Raw genomic sequence first — 25,232 nt, 5'->3', positions numbered from 1 at the left:
TAGGCGGGCGCAGGGGTGGTCCTGCTTCCGCCACGCCCGTGAGAGAGGGAGTCGATGACCGTGATGAGCACGTCTCTCGATCGTGCCGCAGAACTCAGAGCCGAACCCGGCGTCATCGATCGGCTGCGTGGCGATGCGACCTCGCAGGTGATCGCCGTCCGTGACGGTCGCGTGCGGATCGCCGGTGGCGACCTCGATGCGGCGACCCTGCTGCGTGTCGCGCCCGAGGAGATCGTGGAGGCGACGTGGGCGCTGCTCGGTCGCGACGGCGAGGGGGTGCCGCTGCTGCTCGCGGTGCTGCCGCCCGAGACCGGCAGCATCGATACGGCCCCCGACGAGACCTGGCTCGGCCTTCGCGACCTCGGTGCGCGGCTCGGAGCCGACGAGACGGAGCTGCTGATCGAGGCGCTCGCGGTGGCCGGCTGGCTGCGGGATGCGCCTTTCTGCCCGACCTGCGGCGGGGGGACGGAGCTCCGTCAGGCCGGGTGGTCGCGCCGATGCCTCGTCTGCGGACGAGAGCACTTCCCGCGGACCGACCCTGCCGTGATCGTGGCGGTCGAGAGCCCGGACGGCGACCGCCTGCTGCTCGGGGCGAACGCGAACTGGGGCGGCCGGATGTACTCCTGCTTCGCCGGTTTCACCGAGGCAGGGGAATCCCTCGAATCGACGGTGCATCGCGAGCTCGAGGAGGAGTCCGGGGTCCGTCTCTCCTCCCTGCGCTACGTCTCGTCGCAGCCCTGGCCCTTCCCTCGCTCTCTCATGCTCGGCTTCCGCGCCGTCGCGCTGGACGAGGACGAGGTGCGACCGGACGGCGAGGAGATCATCGACGTGCGCTGGTTCACCCGCGACGAGATCGGCAGCGCCCTCGCGGGCGACGGACCGGTGGGTCTGCCGGGTCCCGCCTCGATCGCCAGGGCGCTGATCGTGTCGTGGTTCGAGGAGCGCGCGTGAGCGCGCTCGAAGCACTCGACGATCGGCAGCGGGAGGCGGCATCCGTGCTGCGTGGACCCGTCGCGGTGCTCGCCGGTGCCGGCACGGGCAAGACCCGCGTCATCACGCACCGCATCGCGCACGGCGTCGACACCGGCGCGTATTCGCCGTCCCGGGTCATGGCCGTGACCTTCACCGCGAAGGCCGCGGGCGAGCTTCGCGGACGCCTCAGGGCACTGGGGGTCGAAGGCGTCGCCGCCCGCACCTTCCACGCTGCGGCGCTCGCACAGCTGAACTTCTTCTGGCCCACCCTCGCCGGATCGCCTGCGCCGTCGATCATCGACAACAAGGTGCGGATGCTCGGGCAGGCCGCCGACGCGATGCGCCTGCGTCCGAGCACGGCCACCCTGCGCGACATCGCCTCGGAGATCGAGTGGCGCAAGGTGTCGATGCTGTCCGTCGAGCAGCACGCCGCCCTCGGCCGCACGGTGAGCGGTATCGATCAGACGCAGCTCGCCGAGTTGCAGCAGCGGTACGAGGCGCTGAAGGACGAGCGGCATCAGCTCGACTTCGAAGACGTGCTGCTGGCGTGCGCAGGGATGCTGGAGGCGGAGCCGCGTGTCGCGGCATCCGTCCACGAGCAGTACCGGCACTTCACCGTGGACGAGTTCCAGGACGTCTCGCCGCTGCAGAACCGCCTGCTGGAGCTGTGGCTGGGAGATCGCAAGGACATCTGCGTGGTCGGCGACGCGAGCCAGACGATCTACTCCTTTGCGGGAGCAGAGCAGCGGTTCCTCCTCGAGTTCGGACGCCGCCATCCGGATGCGACGGTGGTGCGCCTGGAGACCAACTACCGCTCGCAGGCGCCGATCCTCGAGGTGGCCAACGCGCTCATGCACGGACGCCCCGGTGCTCTCGAGCTCGTGCCCGCCCGCGAGACCTTCAATGCCGAGGCGCCCACCGTCACGGCCTTCGACAGCGAACGCGAGGAGGCGGAGGGCATCGCGGCGGCAGTGTCGGCGCGGATCGAGGGCGGGGCGTCGCCCGCGGAGATCGCGGTGCTGTACCGCGCCCACGCGCAGTCCGCCGTGCTGCAGCAGGCGCTCGCCGCCGAGGGCATCGCCACCTCGGTCCTCGGTGGCACCCGGTTCTTCGCGATGCCCGAGGTTCGACAGGCGATCCTCGCTCTGCGTGCGGCGGCCGTCGCGCCGACCGAACAGGGATTCCTCCCCGGGGTCCAGCGGGTGCTCCGCGAGCTCGGGCTGACCGAGGAGCCGCCCGAGGCCGGGGGAGCGCAGCGCGACGGCTGGGAGGCACGGCGAGCCATCCTGCGACTGGCCGAGGAGGCGGGGCCGGATGAGAATCTCCGCAGCTTCAGCGACGCGCTCATGGCCCGCGCCAAGGACCAGCACGAGCCGACGATGCGGACGGTCACGCTGTCGACCCTGCACGCCGCGAAGGGGCTCGAGTGGCCGCATGTGTATCTGGTCGGCTGGGCGGAGGGGGCGCTGCCCATCTCCTACGCCAGCGGCTTCGAGGCGATCGACGAGGAGCGCCGTCTGGCCTACGTCGGGGTCACGCGCGCCGCGCGTACGCTGTCGCTGTCCTGGTCTCGCTCGGCGGGACGAGGGGAGCGGGCGCCGTCTCGCTTCCTGGCAGAGATTGGAACGACTGCTCGCGGCACCGGCATTCTTCGTGAAACGACACCGACCGCCACTCGCGGCGCCCCTCGGCGCTGACCTCGAAGATCGATCCTGAGGAGCCGGTCTCCGAGAGGAGCCGGGCGACGAGGGTTGCGGCATCGGCGATCCGTGCCGCGCTGATCGGGCCGGCCGCGCGACCGATCAGCTGGGCGTGCAGGCGCGGCCAGGCGGGATCGCGATCGACCTGGGCGAGGTCGCGACAGGTCAGGCAGGGCGATGAGCCCGGGACGACCAGCGGCCCCACGGTCGTCCGCCCCGGCTCGAAGACGACCGGCAGATGGCTGATGTCCTCACGCAGATACCGGGCGAACTGAAGCGCCGCGGCTGCGCCCTCGACCAGCACGACGCCGATGTGCGCGGGATCGCGGCGGGATCCTTCCTCGACCCCTTCGTCGAGCAGCGCGTCGCGCATCCGGTACTCGCAGCGGCCGTCGAGCACATGGATGCTCTCCACCCATGCCGCGCGCGGCATCTGCGGGGCGTCGACGAGCAGCGGTTCGAGGCGAGCGAGCAGCAGTCGAGCCTCCGCGCGCGGCGCGCCGGCCGCATGTGCGATCACGTCGAAGGCGGCGCGGCGGAACCCGGCGGCCATGCGAGCGACGAGTCTCTCGACCCACGGCTCGGATGCGGCGATCCGCAGGGTCCCCTCGATGCCGATCTGCAGCGTCTCGCCGTCTCGCCACAGCAGAGGGACGGCAGGGTCCAAGCGGGTCGTGGTGGGAGGAGTCAGCGGGGACATCCCACGATTCTGCGGATCCGCAGGTATCGAAGGGTGCCGTTCCGGTCATCCGTGGAGAAGTCGCGGCCGGTCACACCCCTGTGGAGGAAGAGTGCGCCCGGTCACGCCGGACGGTCACACCGGGCGGTCGCCCCCGGTGCCGCTGTCTCCTGCGTCGTCGTCCCCGTCGCGCGGGGCCTCGGGGGCCTCGTCGGGGCGGTCTCCCTGCGCACCCGAGAAGTCGTCGCCGTCGAGCAGCCGGGCGAGGGCTTCGTCGTACTCGTCTGCGACGGGCTGCTCGCCCCGGGCGGAGGCCTGCAGTCGGGCCACGAGCGCTGTCGGGTCGTCGATGTCGTCCGACGTGGGCATGAGGTCGGGGTAGTCCCACAGCGAATCGCGTCCGGCGATGCCCACCGCATCGGTGATCGCCTGCCACATCGCGGAGGCCTCACGCAGTCGGCGTGGTCGGAGCTTGAGTCCGACGAGCGCGCCGAGAGCATCCTCGGCCGGACCGCCGACGGCGCGACGGCGTCGAGCCGCCTCTGCGATCCGCGCCCCGTCCGGGAGGCGGGAGGTCGCCTGTGCGGTGACCACATCGACCCAGCCGTCGATCGTCGCCACGAGGTTCTCCAGCCGCGCCAGGGCGTCGCGCTGCGCGTCCGTCTGGGCCGGGAGGAGGGCGCCGCCTTCGATGGCCGCACGCAGCTCCTCCGGGTTGGAGGGATCGAGCCGGCTCGCGACGTCTTCGAGCGCGTCGACATCGACCGTCACACCGCGCGCGAAGTCGGTGATCTGCGCCATGACGTGCAGGTGCAGCCACTTGGCGTGCCGGTACAGCCGCGCATACGCCAGCTCGCGGGTCGCGAGGTAGAGGGTGATCTGGTCCTCGGGGATCTCGAGTCCCTCGCCGAAGGCGGTGAGGTTCTGGGGGATCACGGCCGCCGTGCCCGCGGGCAGGACGGGGATGCCGACATCCCCGCCGGACACGACCTCGAGCGAGAGGTTGCCGAGCACCTGTCCGAACTGCGCGGCGAACACGGAGCCGCCGAGGCCCCGCATGAGCTTTCCCGCGCCCTGCACGACGCCGCGCATCTCTTCGGGCACCTGGGTGTCGAGGGCGCTCGTGAGCGCATCGGCGATGCTCGTCGAGACGGGTCCCGCGATCTCCTGCCACACCGGCAACGTCGCCTCGACCCATTCCCCTCGCGTCATGGCTCTGGGCGCTTCGGCGAGCTCGGAGATGGTGGTCGCCTCGCTCAGCCAGAGGTCGGCGAGGGCGAACGAATCGACGAGCGAGGTGCGAGAGCCGTCGGTGATGCCGAGGCCGTCGCGGTTCGCGATGTGGAGAGCCTGTCGCAGCGCGTTCTCCCACGGATCGCCGCCGAACGCTCCCTGCAGCTGCGCCATGATGGTCTGCATCATGGCCGGGTCGAGCTCGAGCCCGTCCATGCCCGAGAAGGCGTTCTGCAGCGCCTCGGGGTCGATGTCACCGGCGCCCTGGCCGGCCATCATTCGTCGCAGGAACTCCTGGAAGTCCTCGGGGGTGGGGTCGTTGTCTGACATGTCGCTCGCCTCTCAGCACGTCTGAAGCCGTGGCATCTACGCTAGTCACAGGAGCGGCCCCGAGACCCCGACGCGGGCAGATCGCTGTACGCCGCCCGCGAACGACGGAGGAAACCTGTGGACCGAACCCGGTCTGTGAAGCTCGGACTGGGAGTCTGGTCGCTGATCGTGGCGCTGATCGCGCTGGTCGTGCTGACCTTCCTCCCCACGCCGTACGTCATCCAGCGACCGGGTCCTGTCTACGACACGCTCGGGACGGCGGCCGGCCCCGAGGGGGAGCAGGTGCCCCTGATCCAGGTCGAGGGAGCGGAGACGTTCGAGACCGCCGGCTCGCTCGATCTCACCACCGTGCAGGTCGTGGGAAATCGCGAGCGCACGCCGAGCTGGTTCGAGCTCGCGCTCGCCTGGATGGACTCGTCGCGAGCCGTCGTGCCGCTCGAGTCCGTGTTCCCGGAGGGGGTGACCACGGAGCAGCGCGATGAGCGCAACGCGACACTGATGGTCGACTCCCAGCACGAGGCGACCGCTGCGGCTCTCGGCGAGCTGGGCTACGACACGGGCGCGGCCGTGGTGGTCCAGGAGGTCGTCGAGGACGCCCCGGCCGAGGGCAGCATCGAGGCGGAGGACGTCATCACCGCGATCGACGGCACGGCGGTGACGTCGGCGAAGCAGCTGCGCCAGGCGATCCAGGATGCCGGCGGCGACCCCGTCGAACTGACCGTGCAGCGGGCGGGCGAGGAGAAGGTCGTCGAGGTCACTCCCGAGAAGCAGGTCGAGGGGGATGTGACCACCTGGCTGATCGGGGTGACCCTGCGCACCGACTACGACTTCGAGATCGACGTCACGCTGCAGCTCGACAACGTCGGCGGCCCGAGCGCGGGCATGATGTTCGCCCTCGGCATCATCGACACCCTCACCGAGGGGGAGCTCAACGGCGGGGAGAACGTCGCAGGCACCGGCACGATCGAGGCGGACGGCACGGTCGGGCCGATCGGCGGCATCCGCCAGAAGCTGTACGGTGCCCGCGATGCGGGAGCCGACTACTTCCTCGCCCCCACGACGAACTGCGATGAGGTGGTCGGCCACGTGCCTGACGGACTCACGGTCATCAGCACCGGCACGCTCGAGGAATCCCTCTCGGCGCTGGATGTCATCGCCGAGGGCGGCGACGTCGATTCGCTCCCGTCCTGCGACGTCGTGACCTCCCCGTGACTGGGATGACAGCCGCAGCACAGTAAGGCGAGCCTAGGATGGAAGAGTGACCTCGACTTCCGCACCGAACCCGGCCACTCCCCGAACCTCGCGACGTATCTTCGGCATCTCGTTGGCGATCATCGCCGCGCTGATCGCCGTCTTCTTCGTCTTCGCGTCGCTCTACACCGAATTCCTCTGGTTCGACCAGGTGGGCTTCGCGGGAGTGCTCACCACTCAATGGTTCGCCACGGCGGTGATGTTCGTCGTCGGGTTCCTCGGCATGGCCGTGCCGCTGTTCGTGGCCATCCAGCTGGCCTACCGGCTGCGGCCCGTCTACGTGCGCCTGAGCTCGCAGCTCGACAGGTACCAGGAGGTCATCGAGCCGCTGCGTCGCCTAGCGATGTGGGGCATGCCGATCTTCTTCGGGCTGTTCGCCGGGTTCTCCGCGGCGAGCCAGTGGAAGACGGTGTGGCTGTGGGCGAACGGAGTCGCCACCGACGCCACCGACCCGCAGTTCGGCATGGACACGGGCTTCTACATGTTCGCCATGCCGTTCTACTCGATCCTCCTCGCGTTCGTCTCCGCGGTGCTGCTGCTCACGCTCATCGTGACGGCGCTCGTGTCGTACCTGTACGGCTCGGTCCGCATCGGTCAGGGCGAGCTGCGCATCTCGAAGCCGGCACGGATCCAGCTCGCGGTCATCGCGGGCCTCTACCTCCTGGTGCAGGCGGCGAGCCTCTGGCTGGACCGCTACAAGACCCTGGTCGCCCAGGACGACCGGATCGTCGGACCCGCGTACACCGGGGTCAACGCCACGATCCCCGGTCTCGCGATCCTCACGATCATCGCCGCGATCGTCGCGATCCTGTTCTTCGTCACCGCCGTCATCGGCAGGTGGCGCTTCCCGCTCGCCGCGACCGCGCTGCTGATCGTCGCCTCGCTCGTCGTCGGCGTCGGCTTCCCGTGGGCGGTGACCACCTTCCAGGTGCGTCCGAACCAGAACGCCTATCAGGCCGAGTTCTATCAGAAGAACATCGACGGCACGAAGGAGGCGTACGGGGTCGCAGACCTCGAGACCACGCCGTTCGAGGCCGAGACGGATGCCGAGGCAGGGCAGCTGCGCGAGGACGCCGAGACCACGGCATCCATCCGCATCGTCGACCCCGCCGTGATCAGCCCGGCTGTGCGCCAGCTCGAGCAGTACCGCGGCTACTACCAGTTCCAGGAGAACCTCGACGTCGACCGCTATGAGATCGACGGCGTCATGCAGGACACCGTGGTGTCGGTGCGCGACCTCGACATGGACGGCGTCGACGTCACCAACTGGAACAACCGCGTGGCGGTCTACACGCACGGCTACGGCCTCGTCGCCGCCGCCGGCAACCAGCGCACCAGCGACGGAGAGCCGGTGTTCCTCGAGCGCGGCATCCCGTCATCCGGATTCCTGACCGACGGCGAGAAGTTCGAGCCCCGCGTGTACTTCGGCGAGACCTCGCCCGAGTACTCGATCGTCGGCGGCCCCGATGGTGCCGACCCGGTCGAGATCGACTACCCGCGCGGCAAGGACGGCTCGAACGAGACGAAGACGACCTTCGAGGGCGACGGCGGACCGAAGATCGGCAACACCTTCACCAAGCTGCTCTACGCGCTGAAGTTCCAGTCCGAGCAGATCCTGTTCTCGAACCTCGTGAACGACGACTCGCAGATCCTGTACGACCGCGACCCGAAGACGCGCGTGCAGAAAGTGGCGCCGTACCTGGAGCTCGACAGCGACCCGTACCCGAGCGTCGTGGACGGCAAGATCGTCTGGATCATCGACGGGTACACAACGAGCTCGACTTACCCGTACTCGACGAGCGTGAGCCTGTCCGACGCGATCGCCGACTCGAACGTCCCGTCGCCGACGCTGGCCATCGACGAGATCAACTACATCCGCAACTCGGTCAAGGCGACGGTCGACGCGTACGACGGCTCCGTGACCCTGTATGCCTGGGATGCGGAGGATCCGGTGCTGCAGACGTGGCAGAAGATCTACCCGTCGACGCTCAAGCCCGTCAGCGAGATGTCCGGCGACCTGATGAGCCACGTTCGCTACCCGACCGACCTGTTCAAGGTGCAGCGCGACGTGCTCGGCACGTACCACATCGACACCGCCGGATCGTTCGCCCAGCAGGACAACCGCTGGCAGACCCCGAACGACCCGCGCAGCGACGCGGTGCTGCAGCCGCCGTACTACCTGACGATGCAGATGCCGGGGCAGGATTCGCCGCGATTCTCGATGTTCTCGACCTTCATCCCGTCGGCGCAGGGCGGCAGCAACCGCGACGTGCTGATGGGCTACCTCGCCGTCGACTCGGATGCCGGCTCAGAGGCCGGCGTGAAGGCAGAGGGATACGGGCAGCTCAGGATGCTCGAGATCGACACCGACACGACGGTTCCAGGTCCAGGTCAGGTGCAGAACACCTACAACTCGGACACGGCCGTGGTGCCGCAGCTCAACCTGCTGCAGCAGGGAGAGTCGGAGGTCCTGTACGGGAACCTGCTGACCCTGCCGGTCGGTGGCGGTCTGCTCTACGTGCAGCCGGTCTACGTGCAGTCGTCCGAGGGCACGAAGCTCCCGCGTCTGCAGAAGGTGCTCGTGGCGTTCGGAGACAAGGTCGCGTTCGAGGACACTCTGACCGAGGCCCTCGACACCCTGTTCGGCGGTGACGCGGGTGCGACCGGCGGCGATGACGAGGTCGAGCCGACGGAGCCCGATCCCGAGACCGGCGAGGTCCCGACCGAGCCCACCGAGCCGACCGACGCCCAGGCGGAAGCGCTGGCTGCCGCTCAGCAGGCGCTCACCGATCGGGAGACCGCCTTGAAGGCCGGCGACCTCGAGGCGTTCGCCGAGGCGGACAAGCGCCTCACGGATGCGGTCAACACGCTGCTCGAACTGGAGTCGGCCGCGGGGGAGTGACCCTGCTGTGACATCACGAGAATGGGCGCCCCTTCGGGGGCGCCCATTCTGCATCCATCATCCATCCACGGAGATACGCATGACGCAGACGAAGGAGCGGTCGCTCTTCCTGTCAGATCTGGCTCGACGCATCCCGCGACCCACCCTCGCAGCTTCCGTGATCGTCGGGGTGGACGGCGTCGACGGCGCGGGAAAGACGCGACTGGCCGATGACCTGGCCGCCGTCCTGCGTGAGTCCGATCGCGTCGTGCGAGTGAGTATCGACGGCTTCCACCATCAGCGCGAGCGTCGGTATCGGCGCGGCCGCGGGTCTGCCGAGGGCTTCTGGCGCGACTCCTACGACTACGACCGCTTCCTTCACGACGTGGTGGCCCCTTCCGAGCCGGGACGGGGACGTATCTGCCCGCCGCTCACGATGTCGAGACGGATGCGGTCTTCACCGGTCCCCGGCATCCGGTGCCCCGGGGAGTGATCCTGCTTGTGGACGGCATCTTCCTGCACAGGGCTGAGCTCCGCGAGGTCTGGGACGCGACGATCTTCCTCGATGTGCCGTTCGACGTGTCGGTCCCTCGCATGGCGGTGCGGGACGAATCGTCTCCGAACCCGGACGCGCCGGAGAATGCTCGGTACGTCGGCGGTCAGCGACTGTACCTCCGCGAGTGTCGGCCCGCGGAGCGTGCGACGATCCTCGTCGACTATGCGGATCTGGAGCACCCGGTGATCGACAGAGGCGGCAGCTGAGGACCATCGCCTCGGACACGGTCTCTCGCCGTCCGGGAGATCGGCTGCGGAGGGGCGGCCCGATCAGTTCGCGTCGTAGCGGCAGGTGACGGAGCCGACGCCGCTCTGCTCCACGACCGACTCGCCGTTCCACAGGATCTCGCAGCTCACGGTCGCGACTGCGTCATCGTCCGATGCGGTGACGGTGATCTCAGCCGTATCGCCCGTGGTCGTGTACTGCTTCCAGCCGCTGTCGGACCACTCCTCGTCGTACGACTGGGTGTCGTCCGCGTAGGACACGGTGAAGGCGGGGCCGCCCGTGGCTCTCACCTCGACCTGGCTGAGTCCGCTGCTGCCGGTGAGCACACCCACGGCGATCACGACGATGAGGATGAGATCGACGATGAGTGCGGTCGCCGCGACGAGGAGGGCCGCGCTGCCCGTGCGCGGCACCGAGGAGCGCTGACCTCGTATTCCCAGGACCACAGCGATGACCGCAAGGAGCGCAGCGCCTGCGGCGGCGACGAGCAGCGCAGGGACGGGCAGGAAGTGCACGATCAGCCCTGCGGAGAGGAGCAGTGCCGCGGCACCGATCCAGAGGCCGATGATCGCCCGCCGCGATGGGCGGGATGCGGATGCGTCAGGGTTCGCCGTGGCGGTGTTCGGTGTCTGCGTCATGGTGGACGTCCCCTCGTGGATGCTGTTCGGTGGGACAGTCTAGCCAGAGGATGCGCGGGCGACTCGGTCGCAGATCTCGCCGACTTCGCGGGGAACGGACGCCGCTCGGTCGCATGCGAAAGGCCCCTGATCAGGATCTCTCCGATCAGGGGCCTTTCTTGTGTCGCATTCTCGTTGCGGGGACAGGATTTGAACCTGCGACCTCCGGGTTATGAGCCCGGCGAGCTACCGAACTGCTCCACCCCGCGGCACGTTTTATAGCCTAACACGCGAATCAGGAGGGCGCGAATCGAGGCCGCGCCATGCCGGATGAGGAAGGATATGGGCATGACCGAGACCGCATCCGCCGCCGTTCCCGTCGCCGTCTGCCAGTTCGCGCCGACGGCATCACGCGCGGATAACCGGGAGCGCATCGCGCAGCTCACCGCCGAGTCGGCAGCACGGGGAGCCCGGCTGATCGTGTTCCCCGAGTACTCGAGCTACTTCGTGGACCCGATGGATGACACGCTCGCGGCGAATGCGGAGACCCTCGACGGCGACTTCGTCTCGACCCTCGCGGCGCTCGCGGCCGATCACGGCGTCGTGATCGTGGCCGGCCTCGTCGAGAGGGCCACGGATTCCGAGCACGTGCGCAACACCCTCGTTGCGGTGCGCGGCGACGGGATCCTCGCGACATACCGCAAGCAGCATCTGTACGACGCCTTCGGACAGACCGAGTCCGACTGGATCGAGGCAGGGGAGCTGGGTGCCGCCACCTTCGATCTCGCCGGCATCCGCTTCGGTCTGATGACCTGCTACGACCTGCGCTTCCCCGAGGTGGCGCGCACGCTCGTCGACGCCGGAGCGGATGCTCTGGTGGTGCCGGCCGAATGGGTGCGAGGTCCGCTCAAGGAGCATCACTGGGCCACGCTGCTCGCCGCACGCGCGATCGAGAACACGACGTACGTGATCGCTGCGGACCATCCCACGCCGATCGGGGTGGGGCACTCGCAGATCATCGACCCGCAGGGCGTCGTGCTGGCGGGAGTCGGGACGGCCGAGGGCATCGCCGTGGCGGCGGTCGAGCGCGCCGCCATCGAGCGGGTGCGGGCGGTCAACCCGTCGCTGCGGGTGCGTCGCTACGCGGTCGCGCCCCGCTGACCGGGAGTCAGAAGCTCGACGCGAGCCGCGTCGCGGCCTCCTCGAGCACCTCGACGCGCTTGCAGGCCGCGAATCGCACGAGACCCGCGTAGTCGCCGCGCCGCTCGTCCGAGACGAACGCGGCGAGCGGGATCGCGACGACCCCCGCACGCTCGGGCAGCGCACGGCAGAACGCGACCGCATCCGCTCCGCCGAGGTCCGTGGCATCCGCGACCGTGAAGTAGCCGCCCTGTGGCGGATGCACCGTGAACCCCGCGGATCGCAGCCCGGCACCGAGGATCTCGTGCTTGTGAGCGAGTGCCGATGCGGCATCCGCGAAGAAGTCGTCGCCGAGACGCAGCCCGACCGCGATGGCGGGCTGGAACGGCGATCCGTTGACGTAGGTCAGGTACTGCTTCACCGTCAGGACGGCGGTGATGAGCTCTGCAGGGCCGTGCACCCAGCCGACCTTCCACCCGGTGGCCGAGAACGTCTTTCCCGCCGAGGAGATGGTGAGCGTGCGCTCCGCCGCGCCCGGAAGCGTGGCGATGGGGGTGTGCGGGGCGCGGAAGGCCAGATGCTCGTAGACCTCGTCCGTGACGATGATCGCGTCGTGGAGCTCGGCGAGCCGCACCACCTCGGCGAGCACCGCGTGATCGAACACCGCTCCGGTGGGATTGTGCGGGTCGTTGACGAGGATGATGCGGGTGCGGTCCGTGACCGCCTCCGCGAGACGGTCGAGATCGGGTTGGAAGTCGGGAGCGCGCAGCGGCACCGTGCGCAGGCGGGCGCCGGCGAGGGCGACCGCGGCAGCGTACGAGTCGTAGTACGGCTCGAAGACGACGACCTCGTCGTCCGGACCGTCGATGAGCGCGAGGATCGTCGCGGTCAGCGCCTCGGTCGCCCCTGCGGTGACGATCACCTCGCGCTGCGGGTCGACCTCGAGGCCGTAGAAGCGCCGCTGATGCTGGCTGATCGCAGCGAGCAGGTCGGGGATGCCGCGACCCGGCGGGTACTGATTGGCGCCGTGGGCGATCGCCTCACGCGCAGCCTCGAGCACCTCGGCCGGACCGTCCTGATCGGGGAATCCCTGACCGAGATTGATCGCGCCCGTTCGGGCCGCGGCGGCCGACATCTCTGCGAAGATGGTGGGCGCGACGGTTCCGTCGGATGCGAGCAGACCGGCTCCCGCTGCCGTGCGCCGCCATGCGCCGGGGATGACACTCATGAACAACAGGCTAAGGCCATAGCGGAAACTCATCTTCGCCATACGAAACGCACAGATACAGGCGTCACTCTGAAGGGGCGTTGTTGAAGGAGCACACACCATGAACGAAGACAGCACCCAGGACCACTCGGCACCCGCGTCGAACGACGCCGTGCCGCCCACCGAGGCAGCAGAGGTCGTCGACCGTTCGACGACCGGTGCCGCCGCTGACATCCAGGGCCACGGACACGAGGTGCCGTCGACCTTCGCATCGTCGCCGTCGCAGCCGTCGCATCCGTCGGCTACCGCACAGCCGTCGGCTACCGCACAGCCGGACGCCGCCGCACCGACCCCCACGTTCGAGACGCCGGCCGCATTCGTGCCGCCCGCTCCGACGAACGGGAGCGCCCCTCAGCACCACCCGTACGGTGCGCCCGCTCAGACCGGCCCCTCTCACCCGGGGGCACCGGTCGCGACGGCCCCGGGGGCGGCGTTCGGCATCCACACCGCGACCGCGCCGGAGCAGGCGTCGGACGGTTCCGTGAAGGCGAAGGACCAGAAGCCGCGCGCCGGGGTCAAGTTCGCCGCGATCGTGGTCGCCGCAGCCCTCGTGGGTGGAGTCGCCGGATTCGGTGGGGGCGCGATCCTGAACGGCATCTCCGACGACCGGTCCACGGGCGTCGCTCAGGGACCCGACACGGTGACCGTCAACAACCCTGGCTCGGTGAACGAGACCACGGCCGTCGCCACCGAGGCCCTGCCCTCGGTCGTCACGATCGAGGTGGCGGGCGCCGACGAGGCCGGCAGCGGGTCGGGCGTCATCATCAGCGATGACGGCTACGTGCTGACCAACACGCACGTCGTGACGCTCGGAGGCGCAGCCGCCGATCCGACGATCCGTGTCACGACCTCGGACGGCCGTATCTTCGCGGCCACCGTCGTCGGCACCGACCCGATCTACGACCTCGCGGTCATCAAGCTCACCGATGCGTCCGACCTGACGCCGATCGACTTCGCGGACTCGTCGAAGCTGAACGTCGGCGACACCGCCGTGGCGCTCGGCGCGCCGCTCGGTCTGTCGAACTCGGTGACCACCGGCATCGTCAGCGCGCTGAACCGCAGCATCCAGATCGCCTCGTCCGCACTGCCGGACTCCTCCTCGGAGGACGCTCCCCAGGAGGACCAGCAGGCGCCGGAGGACGGCGAGGGAGAGGGTCCGTTCCAGTTCGACCTCCCAGGGAACCCCAGCCAGCAGACCACGGACACCATCTCGATCGCGGTGATCCAGACGGATGCGGCGATCAACCACGGCAACTCCGGTGGCGCGCTCGTCAACAGCAAGGGCGAGCTGATCGGGATCAACGTCGCGATCGCGAGCTCGGGCAGCTCCGAGGAGTCTGGCTCCATCGGCATCGGCTTCGCGATCCCGGCGAACATCGCGCAGCGTGTCTCCGAGGAGATCATCGCCGACGGCGCAGCGAGCCACGGTCTGCTCGGCGCCTCGGTGCGCGATGCGGCGAGCGTCGAGGACGCGTCCGTGGCAGGCGCGTACATCGCCGACGTCACCGCCGGCGGCGCAGCGGCGGATGCCGGGTTGAAGGCCGACGACATCGTCACCGCCTTCAACGGAGTGCCTGTCACGAGCGCGAGCGACCTCACCGCCCAGGTCAGGGCGGCGGCAGCGGGCAGCGACGCGAAGGTGACCTACATCCGCAACGGCAAGGAGTTCGAGGCCGACGTGACGCTCGGCGAGCTCGCCGGCTGACCGCCGCATCCCCTCGGCTCGCAGAGAAGGACGCCACCCCGCGATAGGCTCGCGGGGTGGCGTCCTTCTCCTTCGGCTCCGGCAATGCGGCCAAGCTGCTTCGGATCCCGCTCTACGTCGCCGGGCGCATCGGCACTCTCCTCGTCCCTCGCGGTGAGCGCTGGGTGTTCGGCTGCGGCGCCGGCATCGGGGACGGCGCTCTCGCGCTGCATCGCCTCGCGACGGGCGAAGGACACGCGACGCTGTGGCTCACCTCCTCCGACCGTGAGGACCGGGATGCGGCGGCTCTCGGGCTGCGCACCGTCCGAAAGGGCGGACTCCGCGGCTGGTGGGCGACCGCCCGCGCCGGGGTGATCGTGGTGACGCACGGGCTGGGCGACGTCAACCGCTATGCGATCTCCGGTGCCTTCGTGGTGCAGCTGTGGCACGGCATCCCGCTCAAGCGCATCGGCCTCGACTCTCCCGCGACGACGCAGGTGCCGCAGGTGCCGGGCGCGCCCGTGCTGCGCCGACTCATCGGCATCCTCTACCGCCGCGCCGCGCAGCGCATCCGAGTTCTTCCCGCCGCGTCCCACCGCTCGCGCGGCCGCCTCGAGTCGGCTTTCGCCCTCGGCGGCGATCGCGTGGTGGTCACGGGGGAGCCGCGCGTCGACGTGCTCTCGGCGGGGAGTGCCGCACAGCGTCGAGCCACGGCATCCGCTCTTCTCTCGGCTGCCGCCGGCCCGATCGCCCCGTCGACGCGGACGATCCTGTACGCGCCCACCTGGCGTGACGGCGCGGCAGACCCCGCAGTGCCGGATGCGGCGCAGTGGATCGAGATCATCCGCGTGCTCGAGCAGCGCGACGCCGTGCTGCTCGTCCGCTCGCATCCGCTCGGGGAGGGGGCGTACGCCCCGCCGCTGCCGAGCTCGAGGGTGCGGATGCTGGGCGCAGGGGTGCTCGCCGACGTCACCCCCGTGCTCCCTGCGGTGGACGTGCTGATCACGGACTACTCCTCTCTCGCGTACGACGTCGGACTGCTCGCGATGCCGGTGCTGTACCTGGCTCCGGATGCCGAGGAGTACGCCCGCACGCGCGGCTTCTACGGCCGGTTCCGGGATGTGGCCGGCGACGATGCGGCCGGCGACTGGCAGGCCCTCCTCGCGGAGCTGTCGGCGGTGCTCGACGACGACGGCGTGTTCGCCGCGAGGTCGCAGCGGTCCGCTACGCTCAGCGCGGAGATGCATGCGTTCCGCGACGGCGGCAACACCCGACGCGTGTATGAGACGATCCGCGCGCGGGGCATCCCCGCGCCGAAGGGAGCAGTATGACCACGGCCCGGATCGATGAGGCGGCAGAGACGCTGATCATCGCAGGGGAGGGTCAGCGTCCTGCCTCGGCGGAGCTGATCGGGCCGCGTGCACGTGTCGATGCGCGCATCACCGGGGGAGGGAAGACCTGGAAGGCGACCTTCCCGCTCCGAGCCTCGCGGTGGGGCGGAGCGGAGCTGCCGCTGCCGACCGGCGACTACGAGATCGCGGTGGCGGATGCCGAGCTCGACGACCTGAGCGTGGCCGCGCAGGTGCTCACCGGCGTGCGGGTGGCGGTACGCGGCTCCGTGGCGCGCATCGCGGCGCCGGTGGATCCGGCCTACGAGACGGCGGAGGGGCAATCGACCCTGGAGGGACGCTACGTCGCCCATCCCGGCGCCACCGAGAACGCCGTCTTCTTCGAGAGCTTCTACGGCCGCAGCGTCGGCTGCAACCCGCAGGCGATCGACAGGGCACTGGCCGCTCAGGCGCCCGACGTCGTGCGGTACTGGAGCGTGGTGGACCTCTCGGTGGCGGTGCCGGAAGGAGCGGTAGCGGTGGTGGAGGGGAGCCCGGAGTGGTGGCGTGCGCGGGCAGCCTCGCGCCTGCTCATTGTCAACGACTGGCTGCGTCGGCGATTCGCCCGCAAGCCCGGTCAGAGGGTGCTGCAGACCTGGCACGGCACACCGCTCAAGCGCCTCGCGCTGCACCGGCCCGGTTTCGATCCTCGCCGGATGGCCGCCGTCGTCAAGGAATCGCGCCGCTGGGATGTACTCCTCGCGCAGAACACCTACTCCGAGCGCATCCTTCGCAAGGCATATGCCTTCTTCGGGCGACCCATCTGGGTCGAGGGGTATCCCCGCAATGACGCTCTCGTGACGGGGGACGCCGCATCGATCCGCGCGGCGCTCGGCATCGAGCAGGGCGAGCGGGTGCTGCTGTACGCGCCGACGTGGCGTGACGACCGCACGGAGATGGTCGACTTCGTCGATCCGGAGGAGCTCGCACGGCAGACCGATGCCGTCGTGCTCGTCCGTGGCCACTCACGCACCATCGACACGGGTCGCGATCGCGCCGGTGCGCGGGTGATCGACGTCACCGGGTATCCCGAGACCTCTCAGCTCCTCCTTGCTGCCGACGCGCTGATCACCGACTACTCCTCCGTGATGTTCGACTTCAGCGTCACCGGCAAGCCGATGTACTTCCTGGTGCCCGACCTCGACCACTACCGGGGTCAGCTGCGCGGGTTCTATTTCGACCTCGCCTCGCGAGCACCCGGACCGCTCGTCGGGTCGCAGAAGGAACTCGTCGACGCGCTGGCCGATCCCGAGCACGAGAAGACCTTCGGGGCGCGGTACATGGCGTGGCGTGCGCAGTTCAACTCCCGGGACGACGGCCATGCTGCCGAGCGAGTGGTCGCCCGCATCCTCGACCAGGGGTACGTGACGCGGTGACGCCTCCCCGATCCGCCCGACGGATCAGGGGAGCGGGGTGTTGCGGGTGCCCAGCCGCGAGGCGTCGACGGTGTCGCGGGCTCCTCTGAGCACACCGCCGAGGAAGCCGAGGCCCCACGAGAGGTGCATCGTGGGCATCACCAGCAGCGTCCAGAGGCGCTGACGGATCCCGCCGCCGCCGGGCAGACACGCGACCGCGACGACGAGCAGCACATACGCGAGGAGCGGCAGGTACGCGACCACCGAGAGGATGGCCGAGAGCACCCCGGAGAGGATGCCGCTCACCTGGAGCACGCCGACGATGATCGCGACCGCGACCAGGATCACGAGAGCCGGGGGAGCGAAGAAGCGGATGCCGTTGCGGCGACCGAAACGTCGAACCAGCTCGCCGCGCCACGCTCCGGTCGCGCGGAACTGCCTGGCCAGGCGCACCCAGCTCTCCCGCGGCCAGTAGGTCACCGAGAGCGAGGGATCGAACCACACCAGGTGGCCGGCCTGTCGGATGCGGAGGTTGAGCTCCCAGTCCTCGCCGCGGCGGATCGTCTCGTCGAACAGGCCGACCTCGTCGAGGACCTCTCGCCGCATCACGCCGAGGTAGGCGGACTCCGCCTCGCCCTCGTGCGTACCGCCGTGGTAGGCCCCGCCGCCGAGACCGACGGGAGAGTTGTACAGGCGCGCGACGGCCTTCTGGAACGGGGTCCTGCCGTCGGCGCGCATGACGCCGCCGACGTTCGCCGCTCCGGTGCGGTCGAGGGTCTCGAGCGCACGGGCGGCGTACCCGGGTGAGAGCTCGGAGTGTGCGTCCACACGGACGATCGTCGCGAACCGGCTGGCGCGGATGGCGGCGTTCAGGCCGACGGGGATGTGCGCTGCGGGATTGTCGACGAGCCTGATCCGGTCGTCGTCGGCGGCGAGCCGCCGGGCGAGCTCGGTGGTGCCGTCGGTGGAGGGGCCGAGTGCGAGGACGAGCTCGGCCGGGACCGTCAGCTCCTGGGCGAGGACCGACTGGATCGCGTGCTCGAGATAGGCCCGTTCGTTCAGGACGGGCATGACGAACGACACCCCGGGCTCGGGGACGGCGATGTCGTTGTCAGGCACATGACGATCATGGCATGCGGTTCTCGGGCGTTCGCTGATTCGCTCCGGCCGGGGCCCGGGCGCAGCACCGTCGGCGCGCGCCGCGCCACGGTATCCTGGAGGGATGGGTGCAGTGTCCGACGCGAAGAAGGCCTACCGTCTGCTGAAGCGGGCACTGGCCTCGCGCAAGGCTGTGCAACGGGTGCGGCGGCGTCTGGCCGACCGCGAGCCGCATCCCACCGATCACTACCAGGTGGCCGTGTACTTCGCCGACGGCGCGGTCAACATGTACCAGATGCGGCAGTGGTACCGTCCGCTCGCCGAGCTGGCGAAGCGCTGGCCCGTCGTGGTCCTGTCCCGATCCGCCACCGGTGCCGACAAGCTCCTCGACGAGGACGGTCCGCCCGTCGCGTTCGTTCCGACGGTCCGCGATCTCGAACGCTTCATCGCCACGCAGGACATCCGCGTCGTGCTGTACGTGAATCAGAACACGCGGAACTTCCAGATGTTCCGGTACGGGCGCCGCTGGCATGTGTTCATCAACCACGGCGAGTCCGACAAGATGTACATGACCACCAATCAGTACAAGGCGTACGACTATGCGCTGGTCGCAGGACAGGCGGCGCGAGACCGGCTCTCCCGCACGCTCTGGGATTGGGACATCGACAGCCGCACGATCGAGATCGGGCGCCCGCAGGCCGACCACTACTCGGGATCCCTGCCGTACACGCCGGACGAGCGAACAGTCGTGCTCTACGCCCCGACGTGGGAGGGCGACCGTCCGAGTGCGCACTACGGATCCATCGCGACCCACGGTGAAGCCCTCGTCTCGGCGCTGCTCGCCTCGCGAGCGCACCGAGTCATCTATCGACCGCACCCTCGCAGCGGGGTCGTCGACGACGAGTACGGAGCCGCACACCGGCGCATCATCGCGGCGATCGCCGCGGCCAACGCCGCAGATGCCACGGCACAGCACGTGTACGACGACGGCGCGGAGCTCGGCTGGCAGCTGGCCGCCGCCGACGTGGCGGTGGTGGACATCTCCGCGATGGTCTACGACCGTCTCGCCGTCGGCAAGCCCCTCATGATCACGCGGCCCACCGACGAGCGCGCTTCGGTCGACACCAACGGCTACCTCTCGGACTGCGAGTGGCTCACGGCGGAAGGTGCAGCCGACATCGTCGCCGAGGTGCAGCGCGTGCGCGCAGACGAGGCGGCGATCGCGCGGCTGCGCATGTGGGTCCAGCACTACTTCGGAGACACGACCCCGGGGGTCGCGACCGAGAAGTTCCATGCCGCGATCGAGCAGCTCATGCAGAAGTGGGAGATCTGGCAGGCGAACGAGATCGGCTCAGTGCGCACCGACGAGGATGACGACGACGAAGAGGCCGACGAGGAAGAGGTCTGAGGATGGATCTCCCGCTCGCCCGCGCCATCGCGTCGAGGATCGATGTCCTCACGGAGGCGGGATCCACGAACGCGCTGCTTCGGGAGGCGGCTGCGGACGCACGTGACTGGCCGCACCTCTCCGTGCTGCTCACCGAGAATCAGACGGCCGGCCGCGGACGACTCGACCGCTCATGGGTGGCGCCGGCCGGAGCCTCGCTCGCGGTGTCGGTGCTGCTGCGACGGCTCCCCGCCGAGATCGAGGCGCGAGGCTGGGTCCCCCTGGCCGCAGGGGTGGCGATGACGGATGCGGTCGCGGAGCAGCTGCCGCACTCCGCGGTGTCCCTCAAGTGGCCGAACGACGTGATGGTCGAGGGGCGGAAGATCTGCGGTGTCCTCGCCGAGGCGACGGGGGAGGCGGTGATCGTCGGTACCGGGGTGAACACGGCGATGACGGCAGCCCAGCTTCCCGTGCCGACCGCGACGTCCTTCGCCGTGCTCGGTGTGGAGGTCGATGCCGACCGGCTTCTCGCCACCTACCTGCGCCGCCTCGACGAGGTGGTGAGCGCCCTCGCTCGGACCGGGGACGCGGTCTCCAGCGGTCTGCACGACGAGACGAGTCGGCGATGCGCCACGATCGGCCAGGAGGTGCGCGTCTCGCTCCCGGGTGACACGACACTCGACGGGACGGCCACACGGCTCGACGCGTCCGGTCGCCTCGTGGTCGTCTCGAGCGGGGTCGAGCATCCGATCTCCGCCGGCGACGTGGTGCACGTCCGGCCCGCCGCGGTCTGACATCGCGGTCGGGCCCTGGCGGTCGGACGCTGGCGGTCTGACGCTGGCGGTCTGAGGCGGGCGGTCTGACACGCCCGGGCGGAGGAGCAGGGCGATGTCTGCGGTTGCGGGCACAATGGAGGGGTGACCCAGCCAGTGACTCTCGGCGGCCGGCCGACGATGCCACCGCCCGGTGTGCCGACGGAAGAGCTGCTCATCGCGCGGTTCCGCGGTCATGCCCGCCGGCTGTTCTGGTCCGCCGCGATCCTGATCGGCGCCTTCGGAGCCACGACGTACTACTTCGACAATCTGCCTGCGCCGTTCGAGAACTGGATGCTGCTGACCGCGGCCGGAGTGCTCGTACTGCTCCTGGTCGTCGTGCCCTGGATCGCCTGGTACTCACGGTCGGTGACCGTCACGACGCGTCGGGTCATCGTGAACCACGGTGTGGGTGCGCGCAACCGGCAGGAGATGTCGCACGCCCGCGGCTACAGCATCGGCGTCCGTCGCGGCGTGCTGCAGCGGATGTGGGGCGTCGGCACGATCACGCTGTCGAACGGCGTCGATGCGCCGCTGCGCCTGGCCAACGTCCCCAATGTCACTCTCGTGCACGAGACGCTGGCCGACCAGATCGAGGTCAGCCAGATCCTCGCGCACCGCGACGCGCAGTCCGGACAGGACTCCTCGAGCGGACTCTGACCGTCCGACACGGCTCGGCCGCCACCGTGTGCACGGGGCGCGTGTCGATGCGAGACAATGATCAGGACGAATGGAGGCGCACATGGCGCTGCGCGTGGGCGTGATCGGTGGCGGCCAGCTGGCCAGGATGATGATCGCTCCGGCGGTCGAGCTCGGACTCGAACTGCGGGTGCTCGCAGAGGATGAGGGCATGGCCGCGCAGCTCGCCGCGAGCGCTGTGGGCGATTACCACGACCTCGACGCGGTGCGCGCGTTCGTGAAGGACGTCGACGTCGTCACCTTCGATCACGAGCATGTGCCGCAGGAGATCCTTCGAGCACTCGTCGCCGACGGCGTAGCCGTGCATCCGGGCCCCGACGCCTTGCAGTTCGCTCAGGACAAGCTCCTCATGCGCGCCCGCCTGGCGGAGCTCGGCATCCCGCAGCCCGACTGGGCGCCCGTGCGCGATGCGGCGGAGCTGCAGGCCTTCCTCGACGCCCACGACGGCAGGGCCGTCGTGAAGACCCCCCGCGGTGGATACGACGGCAAGGGCGTCCGGGTGGTGCGCGCCGCATCCGACGCGGCGGACTGGCTCGAGCGGCTGGACGACGGCGAGGCGCTGCTCGTCGAGGAGCTGGTCGGCTTCGTCCGCGAGCTCGCGCAGCAGGTCGCTCGCCGCCCCAGTGGTCAGATCGTCGCCTACCCGGTCGTGGAGACCGTCCAGCGCGATGGCGTGTGCACCGAGGTGATCGCCCCGGCGCCGCACGCTCCCGAACGGCTCGCAGAGGTGGCGGAGGGCATCGGCCGGTCGATCGCCGAAGGCCTCGGTGTGACCGGGATGCTCGCGGTGGAGCTGTTCGAGACGGACGACGAGCGGATCCTCGTCAACGAGCTCGCGATGCGTCCGCACAACAGCGGGCACTGGAGTCAGGACGGTGCGGTGACCGGCCAGTTCGAGCAGCATCTCCGTGCGGTGGCAGACCTTCCGCTCGGCGACACGGCTCCGAGGGCTGCCTGGTCGGTGATGGTCAACATCCTCGGCGGGCCGACGGAGGGCTCGCTCGGCGATCGATTCGCGGGTGCGATGACCGAGCATCCCTCCGCCAAGATCCACACCTACGGCAAGGCGCCGCGGCCCGGCCGCAAGGTCGGTCACGTCAACGTCGCCGGCGACGACCTCGACGACGCGGTGTACGTGGCACGTGCGGCCGCGGCCCACTTCGATTGAGGGCGCGTCCAGGGCGTGCCGCTGGGGGGTTCTCCCAGCAGCAGACCGTAGCCTGAGTGGGTGACTGAGCCATTGCACTCCTCCACCGCACCGCTCGTCGGCGTCGTCATGGGATCCGACTCCGACTGGCGCGTGATGAAGGACGCCTCTCAGGCGCTGACGGAGTTCGCGATCCCGCATGAGGTGGAGGTCGTCTCGGCCCACCGCACCCCGGACAAGCTCATGCAGTACGCCCGTGAGGCGCGTGACCGCGGCATGAAGGTGATCATCGCCGGCGCCGGCGGCGCCGCGCACCTCCCGGGGATGCTCGCCTCCATGACGGCGCTGCCGGTCATCGGCGTTCCGGTGCCGCTCGCCTACCTCGACGGCATGGACTCGCTCCTGTCGATCGTGCAGATGCCCGCAGGCATCCCGGTCGCGACCGTGTCGATCGGGGGAGCGCGCAATGCGGGCATCCTCGCGGCGCGCATCCTCGGCACGTCGGACAGCGACCTCGCCGACCGCATCGAGGCCTATGCCCTCGACCTCGAGGCGCAGGTCGAGGAGAAGAACGATCGGCTGAAGGGCTCGCTGTGACCCTTGCGCCGCCGCGAGGCTCGGCGCGACCGCTGATCGAGACCCGACCGCTGCGTCACCCCGATCCCACGGACGCCGGCACCATGACCAAGCGCGGATGGTGGCTCGTCGCGCTGAACCTCCTCATCCCCGGATCCGCTCAGGTGCTCGCCGGCAACCGCCGGCTGGGACGCTTCGGACTCGGGGCTACCCTGCTCGCCTGGGTGCTCGTGATCGTCGCCGCCGGGCTCGCGCTCTTCGCGCGACCGGTGCTGCTGTGGCTCACGGTGGGCGCCGGATGGTTCTCGGCCGTCGTGCTCACGCTCGTGCAGGTACTGCTCATCGGCTACATCGTCCTCTGGGCGGTGCTCACGTTCGACGTGCTCAGGATGGTCAGACTCGTCCGGATCCCCGGACCCTCGAAGTTCGCGATTCCGCTGGTCGCGCTGCTGCTGCTCGGCCTCGTGGGCACAGGCACGGGGTATGCGGCGTCATATGTCGGCACGGCCAGGGGCACGATCAGCACGATCTTCGGTCAGAGCGGCCCGAGCCTGCCGCCCAGCGAGGGCTATTACAACATCCTCCTCCTGGGTGCGGACAGCGGCGAGGGACGCGACTCGATGCGGTTCGACAGCATCTCGGTCGTCTCGGTGAATGCCACGACCGGGGCCGTCACGATCACCGGCATCCCGCGCGAGCTGCCCAATGCGCCGTTCAGCGAGGGCAGTCCGATGCAGGAGCTCTACCCGAACGGGTTCGAAGGGCACAGCTCCGACTCGTGCGGCTGGAACGGCTGGATGAACCACGTCCGCAACGCGGCGGAGATCTGCCGGGAGGACAACGGACAGAGTCTCTATCCCGATGCCGCCGCGCACGGGTCGGACGCCGGCATCGAGGCGACCAAGGACGCCGCCGAAGGTGTGCTCGGCATCGAGATCCCGTATTACGTGTTCGTCGACATGCACGGCTTCGCGGACCTCGTCGATGCCCTCGGCGGAGTGGACATCAACGTCACCGAGCGGCTGCCCAAGGGCGGTCCGCCCGACGGCACCGACCCGTACGACGTCGACGCCTGGGCGATCGGCTGGATCGAGGTCGGACAGCAGCACATGAACGGCGACACCGCGCAGTGGTATGCGCGGTCGCGGTACACGACGAGCGACTGGGACCGGATGAAGCGTCAGCGCGAGCTGCAGGAGGCGATCCTCGCGCAGTTCACGCCGCAGACCGTGCTCACGCGCTTCAACGAGGTCGCCTCAGCGGGGACCGCCCTCATCAGCACGGACCTGCCGCAGGACAAGCTGCCGGAGTTCTTCGAGCTGATGACGAAGGCGCGCAAGCAGACCGTGACGACCGTCGAGCTCACGCCCGACAACGGCGTGGACGAGTTCACTCCGGACTACGGCTTCATCCACGATCTCATGCAGCGGACGCTGCACCCGCCGACGGAGACCCCGGCGCCCTGAGGCCGGGGCCCACTGGCGCCCTGACGCCGACCCGCCGACCCGCCGGCGCCGGCCGGCCGGCGCGAGGAGAGCTCTCGATAGCTGCGGGCACAAGTAAAGCCCACGGCCGCCACCTGAGAGTGAAGGGGGCGGTCGTGGGCCTCCGGTGCGTGACCGGACTCACCAGACGACGGTGATCGGAGGGGGAGGGATCACCGTCGTCCGGTCGACCCCCGCGTGAGCGGGAATCTGACCTAGGCGCGCTTGCGGCGCACGACGCCGGCGGCGAGGAGTGCGCCACCGGCCACCACTGCGGCGGCCCCTCCACCCAGCACCCACGGCGACACGCTGCCGCCGGTCAGGGCGAGTTCCAGACCTCCGCCGGTGAGCGGGAGCTCGGTACCCGCGGTGACCGCCGGGTCGTGATCGCAGCTCGACGCCGCGTCATGTCCCTGCGACACCGTGATGGTCGCCGTGTACGAGCGCGAGCCGTCGAACGACAGGGCGTAGGAGCCCTGACCGTCGGAGGGCGGGCGGTAGCTGACGACGAGGCTTCCGTCGGAAGCCGCGGTGTTGCCCGACACGGAGGAATCGCCGGCATCGAGTCCGGAGACCGACACGCCGACCTTCTCGGACGGCAGGAAGTATCCCGCGCCGAAGGAGACGGTGGAGGCCTCGCAGGTGTCGATGATCGGTTGATCGACGCTCACGCGCGGTGGCTCCGAGTAGGAGTCAGACCCACTCGGTGCGGCGGAGGCGACAGCAGGTGCGATGAGCACGAGTGCGCCAG

At 69.7% G+C, this 25,232-nt stretch carries 21 protein-coding genes and 1 tRNA gene; 16 read left to right on the top strand and 6 right to left on the bottom strand.

What is annotated here, in order from left to right; translation table 11 throughout:
* The first annotated feature begins 54 nt into the window (after positions 1 to 54).
* Entirely contained in the window at positions 55 to 951 is an 897-nt protein-coding gene (nudC, locus tag ACESK8_RS04305; protein ID WP_372967428.1) for an NAD(+) diphosphatase, read from the top strand.
* Entirely contained in the window at positions 948 to 2,669 is a 1,722-nt protein-coding gene (locus tag ACESK8_RS04300; protein ID WP_372967427.1) for an ATP-dependent helicase, read from the top strand. Before nudC ends, ACESK8_RS04300 begins: the two co-directional genes overlap by 4 nt.
* A gap of 817 nt (positions 2,670 to 3,486) precedes the next feature.
* On the opposite strand, the gene ACESK8_RS04295 is transcribed toward ACESK8_RS04300, so the two are convergent.
* Complete coding sequence (locus ACESK8_RS04295; RefSeq protein WP_372967426.1) at positions 3,487 to 4,914, bottom strand: zinc-dependent metalloprotease; 1,428 nt, start codon at positions 4,912 to 4,914, stop codon at positions 3,487 to 3,489.
* A 117-nt stretch (positions 4,915 to 5,031) separates the two neighbouring features.
* Between ACESK8_RS04295 and ACESK8_RS04290 the strand changes: the two genes are divergently transcribed.
* The 4 genes from ACESK8_RS04290 to ACESK8_RS04275 all read left to right on the top strand — a co-directional run bounded on the left by ACESK8_RS04290 (position 5,032) and on the right by ACESK8_RS04275 (position 9,808).
* Positions 5,032 to 6,126 carry a PDZ domain-containing protein gene (locus ACESK8_RS04290; RefSeq protein WP_372967425.1) on the top strand — a complete coding sequence of 365 codons (1,095 nt, stop codon included), beginning with the start codon at positions 5,032 to 5,034 and terminating at the stop codon, positions 6,124 to 6,126.
* A gap of 46 nt (positions 6,127 to 6,172) precedes the next feature.
* The gene (locus tag ACESK8_RS04285) at positions 6,173 to 9,067 is read left to right on the top strand and encodes a UPF0182 family protein (protein ID WP_372967424.1); all 2,895 of its coding nucleotides are present in this window, start codon (positions 6,173 to 6,175) and stop codon (positions 9,065 to 9,067) included.
* A 79-nt stretch (positions 9,068 to 9,146) separates the two neighbouring features.
* Positions 9,147 to 9,539, top strand: a complete 393-nt coding sequence (locus ACESK8_RS04280) for a hypothetical protein (RefSeq protein ID WP_372967423.1) — start codon at positions 9,147 to 9,149, stop codon at positions 9,537 to 9,539.
* Positions 9,540 to 9,547: 8 nt separating this feature from the next.
* Positions 9,548 to 9,808: a hypothetical protein gene (locus tag ACESK8_RS04275; protein WP_372967422.1), complete on the top strand. Its 261-nt coding sequence runs from the start codon at positions 9,548 to 9,550 to the stop codon at positions 9,806 to 9,808.
* Positions 9,809 to 9,871: 63 nt separating this feature from the next.
* On the opposite strand, the gene ACESK8_RS04270 is transcribed toward ACESK8_RS04275, so the two are convergent.
* Positions 9,872 to 10,465: a hypothetical protein gene (locus ACESK8_RS04270; RefSeq protein ID WP_372967421.1), complete on the bottom strand. Its 594-nt coding sequence runs from the start codon at positions 10,463 to 10,465 to the stop codon at positions 9,872 to 9,874.
* 174 nt (positions 10,466 to 10,639) lie between these two features.
* A tRNA-Met gene (locus ACESK8_RS04265) sits at positions 10,640 to 10,713 on the bottom strand.
* Positions 10,714 to 10,792: 79 nt separating this feature from the next.
* Here ACESK8_RS04265 and ACESK8_RS04260 point away from each other — a divergent pair.
* Positions 10,793 to 11,605, top strand: a complete 813-nt coding sequence (locus ACESK8_RS04260; protein WP_372967420.1) for a carbon-nitrogen hydrolase family protein — start codon at positions 10,793 to 10,795, stop codon at positions 11,603 to 11,605.
* Between the two features lie 7 nt (positions 11,606 to 11,612).
* Here the strand turns inward: ACESK8_RS04260 and ACESK8_RS04255 are convergent, their stop codons facing one another.
* Entirely contained in the window at positions 11,613 to 12,812 is a 1,200-nt protein-coding gene (locus tag ACESK8_RS04255) for an aminotransferase class I/II-fold pyridoxal phosphate-dependent enzyme (protein WP_372967419.1), read from the bottom strand.
* Positions 12,813 to 12,912: 100 nt separating this feature from the next.
* On the opposite strand from ACESK8_RS04255, the gene ACESK8_RS04250 reads away from it, so the two are divergent.
* The 3 genes from ACESK8_RS04250 to ACESK8_RS04240 are packed head-to-tail and all read left to right on the top strand — an operon-like array spanning position 12,913 to position 17,299.
* Entirely contained in the window at positions 12,913 to 14,556 is a 1,644-nt protein-coding gene (locus ACESK8_RS04250; protein WP_372967418.1) for a trypsin-like peptidase domain-containing protein, read from the top strand.
* A 56-nt stretch (positions 14,557 to 14,612) separates the two neighbouring features.
* Positions 14,613 to 15,866 (top strand): CDP-glycerol glycerophosphotransferase family protein, encoded by a 1,254-nt coding sequence (locus tag ACESK8_RS04245; protein ID WP_372967417.1) that lies wholly within the window; start codon positions 14,613 to 14,615, stop codon positions 15,864 to 15,866.
* The gene (locus tag ACESK8_RS04240) at positions 15,863 to 17,299 is read left to right on the top strand and encodes a CDP-glycerol glycerophosphotransferase family protein (RefSeq protein WP_372967416.1); all 1,437 of its coding nucleotides are present in this window, start codon (positions 15,863 to 15,865) and stop codon (positions 17,297 to 17,299) included. The genes ACESK8_RS04245 and ACESK8_RS04240 overlap by 4 nt, the downstream gene beginning before the upstream one ends.
* Before the next feature lie 24 nt (positions 17,300 to 17,323).
* On the opposite strand, the gene ACESK8_RS04235 is transcribed toward ACESK8_RS04240, so the two are convergent.
* Positions 17,324 to 18,397, bottom strand: a complete 1,074-nt coding sequence (locus tag ACESK8_RS04235) for a glycosyltransferase family 2 protein (protein WP_372967415.1) — start codon at positions 18,395 to 18,397, stop codon at positions 17,324 to 17,326.
* A 103-nt stretch (positions 18,398 to 18,500) separates the two neighbouring features.
* Between ACESK8_RS04235 and ACESK8_RS04230 the strand changes: the two genes are divergently transcribed.
* The 6 genes from ACESK8_RS04230 to ACESK8_RS04205 all read left to right on the top strand — a co-directional run bounded on the left by ACESK8_RS04230 (position 18,501) and on the right by ACESK8_RS04205 (position 24,463).
* Positions 18,501 to 19,784, top strand: a complete 1,284-nt coding sequence (locus ACESK8_RS04230; RefSeq protein ID WP_372967414.1) for a CDP-glycerol glycerophosphotransferase family protein — start codon at positions 18,501 to 18,503, stop codon at positions 19,782 to 19,784.
* Positions 19,785 to 19,786: 2 nt separating this feature from the next.
* Positions 19,787 to 20,557 carry a biotin--[acetyl-CoA-carboxylase] ligase gene (locus ACESK8_RS04225; RefSeq protein ID WP_372967413.1) on the top strand — a complete coding sequence of 257 codons (771 nt, stop codon included), beginning with the start codon at positions 19,787 to 19,789 and terminating at the stop codon, positions 20,555 to 20,557.
* A gap of 123 nt (positions 20,558 to 20,680) precedes the next feature.
* Positions 20,681 to 21,235 carry a PH domain-containing protein gene (locus tag ACESK8_RS04220; protein ID WP_372967412.1) on the top strand — a complete coding sequence of 185 codons (555 nt, stop codon included), beginning with the start codon at positions 20,681 to 20,683 and terminating at the stop codon, positions 21,233 to 21,235.
* An 82-nt stretch (positions 21,236 to 21,317) separates the two neighbouring features.
* Positions 21,318 to 22,442 carry a 5-(carboxyamino)imidazole ribonucleotide synthase gene (locus ACESK8_RS04215; protein WP_372967411.1) on the top strand — a complete coding sequence of 375 codons (1,125 nt, stop codon included), beginning with the start codon at positions 21,318 to 21,320 and terminating at the stop codon, positions 22,440 to 22,442.
* A 108-nt stretch (positions 22,443 to 22,550) separates the two neighbouring features.
* Positions 22,551 to 23,018, top strand: coding sequence for a 5-(carboxyamino)imidazole ribonucleotide mutase (gene purE, locus ACESK8_RS04210; protein ID WP_372967451.1), 468 nt, complete (start codon positions 22,551 to 22,553; stop codon positions 23,016 to 23,018).
* Positions 23,015 to 24,463 carry an LCP family protein gene (locus ACESK8_RS04205; protein ID WP_372967410.1) on the top strand — a complete coding sequence of 483 codons (1,449 nt, stop codon included), beginning with the start codon at positions 23,015 to 23,017 and terminating at the stop codon, positions 24,461 to 24,463. The genes purE and ACESK8_RS04205 overlap by 4 nt, the downstream gene beginning before the upstream one ends.
* 233 nt (positions 24,464 to 24,696) lie before the next feature.
* Here the strand turns inward: ACESK8_RS04205 and ACESK8_RS04200 are convergent, their stop codons facing one another.
* Positions 24,697 to 25,152 (bottom strand): hypothetical protein, encoded by a 456-nt coding sequence (locus ACESK8_RS04200; RefSeq protein WP_372967409.1) that lies wholly within the window; start codon positions 25,150 to 25,152, stop codon positions 24,697 to 24,699.
* Between the last annotated feature and the right edge of the window lie 80 nt (positions 25,153 to 25,232).

The sequence above is a fragment of the Microbacterium sp. genome, from assembly GCF_041641055.1.
GTDB lineage: Bacteria > Actinomycetota > Actinomycetes > Actinomycetales > Microbacteriaceae > Microbacterium.
Note: the sequence above shows the minus strand (reverse complement) of the source record. Positions and strands in the feature narration are given on the sequence as shown.

Bases quoted from the DNA above. Each gene is read 5' to 3' on its own strand.
- nudC (WP_372967428.1), top strand. From the start codon at position 55: ATGACCGTGATGAGCACGTCTCTCGATCGTGCCGCAGAACTCAGAGCC.
- ACESK8_RS04295 (WP_372967426.1), bottom strand. From the start codon at position 4,914: ATGTCAGACAACGACCCCACCCCCGAGGACTTCCAGGAGTTCCTGCGA.
- ACESK8_RS04280 (WP_372967423.1), top strand. From the start codon at position 9,147: ATGACGCAGACGAAGGAGCGGTCGCTCTTCCTGTCAGATCTGGCTCGA.
- ACESK8_RS04270 (WP_372967421.1), bottom strand. From the start codon at position 10,465: ATGACGCAGACACCGAACACCGCCACGGCGAACCCTGACGCATCCGCA.
- ACESK8_RS04260 (WP_372967420.1), top strand. From the start codon at position 10,793: ATGACCGAGACCGCATCCGCCGCCGTTCCCGTCGCCGTCTGCCAGTTC.
- ACESK8_RS04255 (WP_372967419.1), bottom strand. From the start codon at position 12,812: ATGAGTGTCATCCCCGGCGCATGGCGGCGCACGGCAGCGGGAGCCGGT.
- ACESK8_RS04250 (WP_372967418.1), top strand. From the start codon at position 12,913: ATGAACGAAGACAGCACCCAGGACCACTCGGCACCCGCGTCGAACGAC.
- ACESK8_RS04240 (WP_372967416.1), top strand. From the start codon at position 15,863: ATGACCACGGCCCGGATCGATGAGGCGGCAGAGACGCTGATCATCGCA.
- ACESK8_RS04230 (WP_372967414.1), top strand. From the start codon at position 18,501: ATGGGTGCAGTGTCCGACGCGAAGAAGGCCTACCGTCTGCTGAAGCGG.
- ACESK8_RS04225 (WP_372967413.1), top strand. From the start codon at position 19,787: ATGGATCTCCCGCTCGCCCGCGCCATCGCGTCGAGGATCGATGTCCTC.
- ACESK8_RS04215 (WP_372967411.1), top strand. From the start codon at position 21,318: ATGGCGCTGCGCGTGGGCGTGATCGGTGGCGGCCAGCTGGCCAGGATG.
- purE (WP_372967451.1), top strand. From the start codon at position 22,551: ATGGGATCCGACTCCGACTGGCGCGTGATGAAGGACGCCTCTCAGGCG.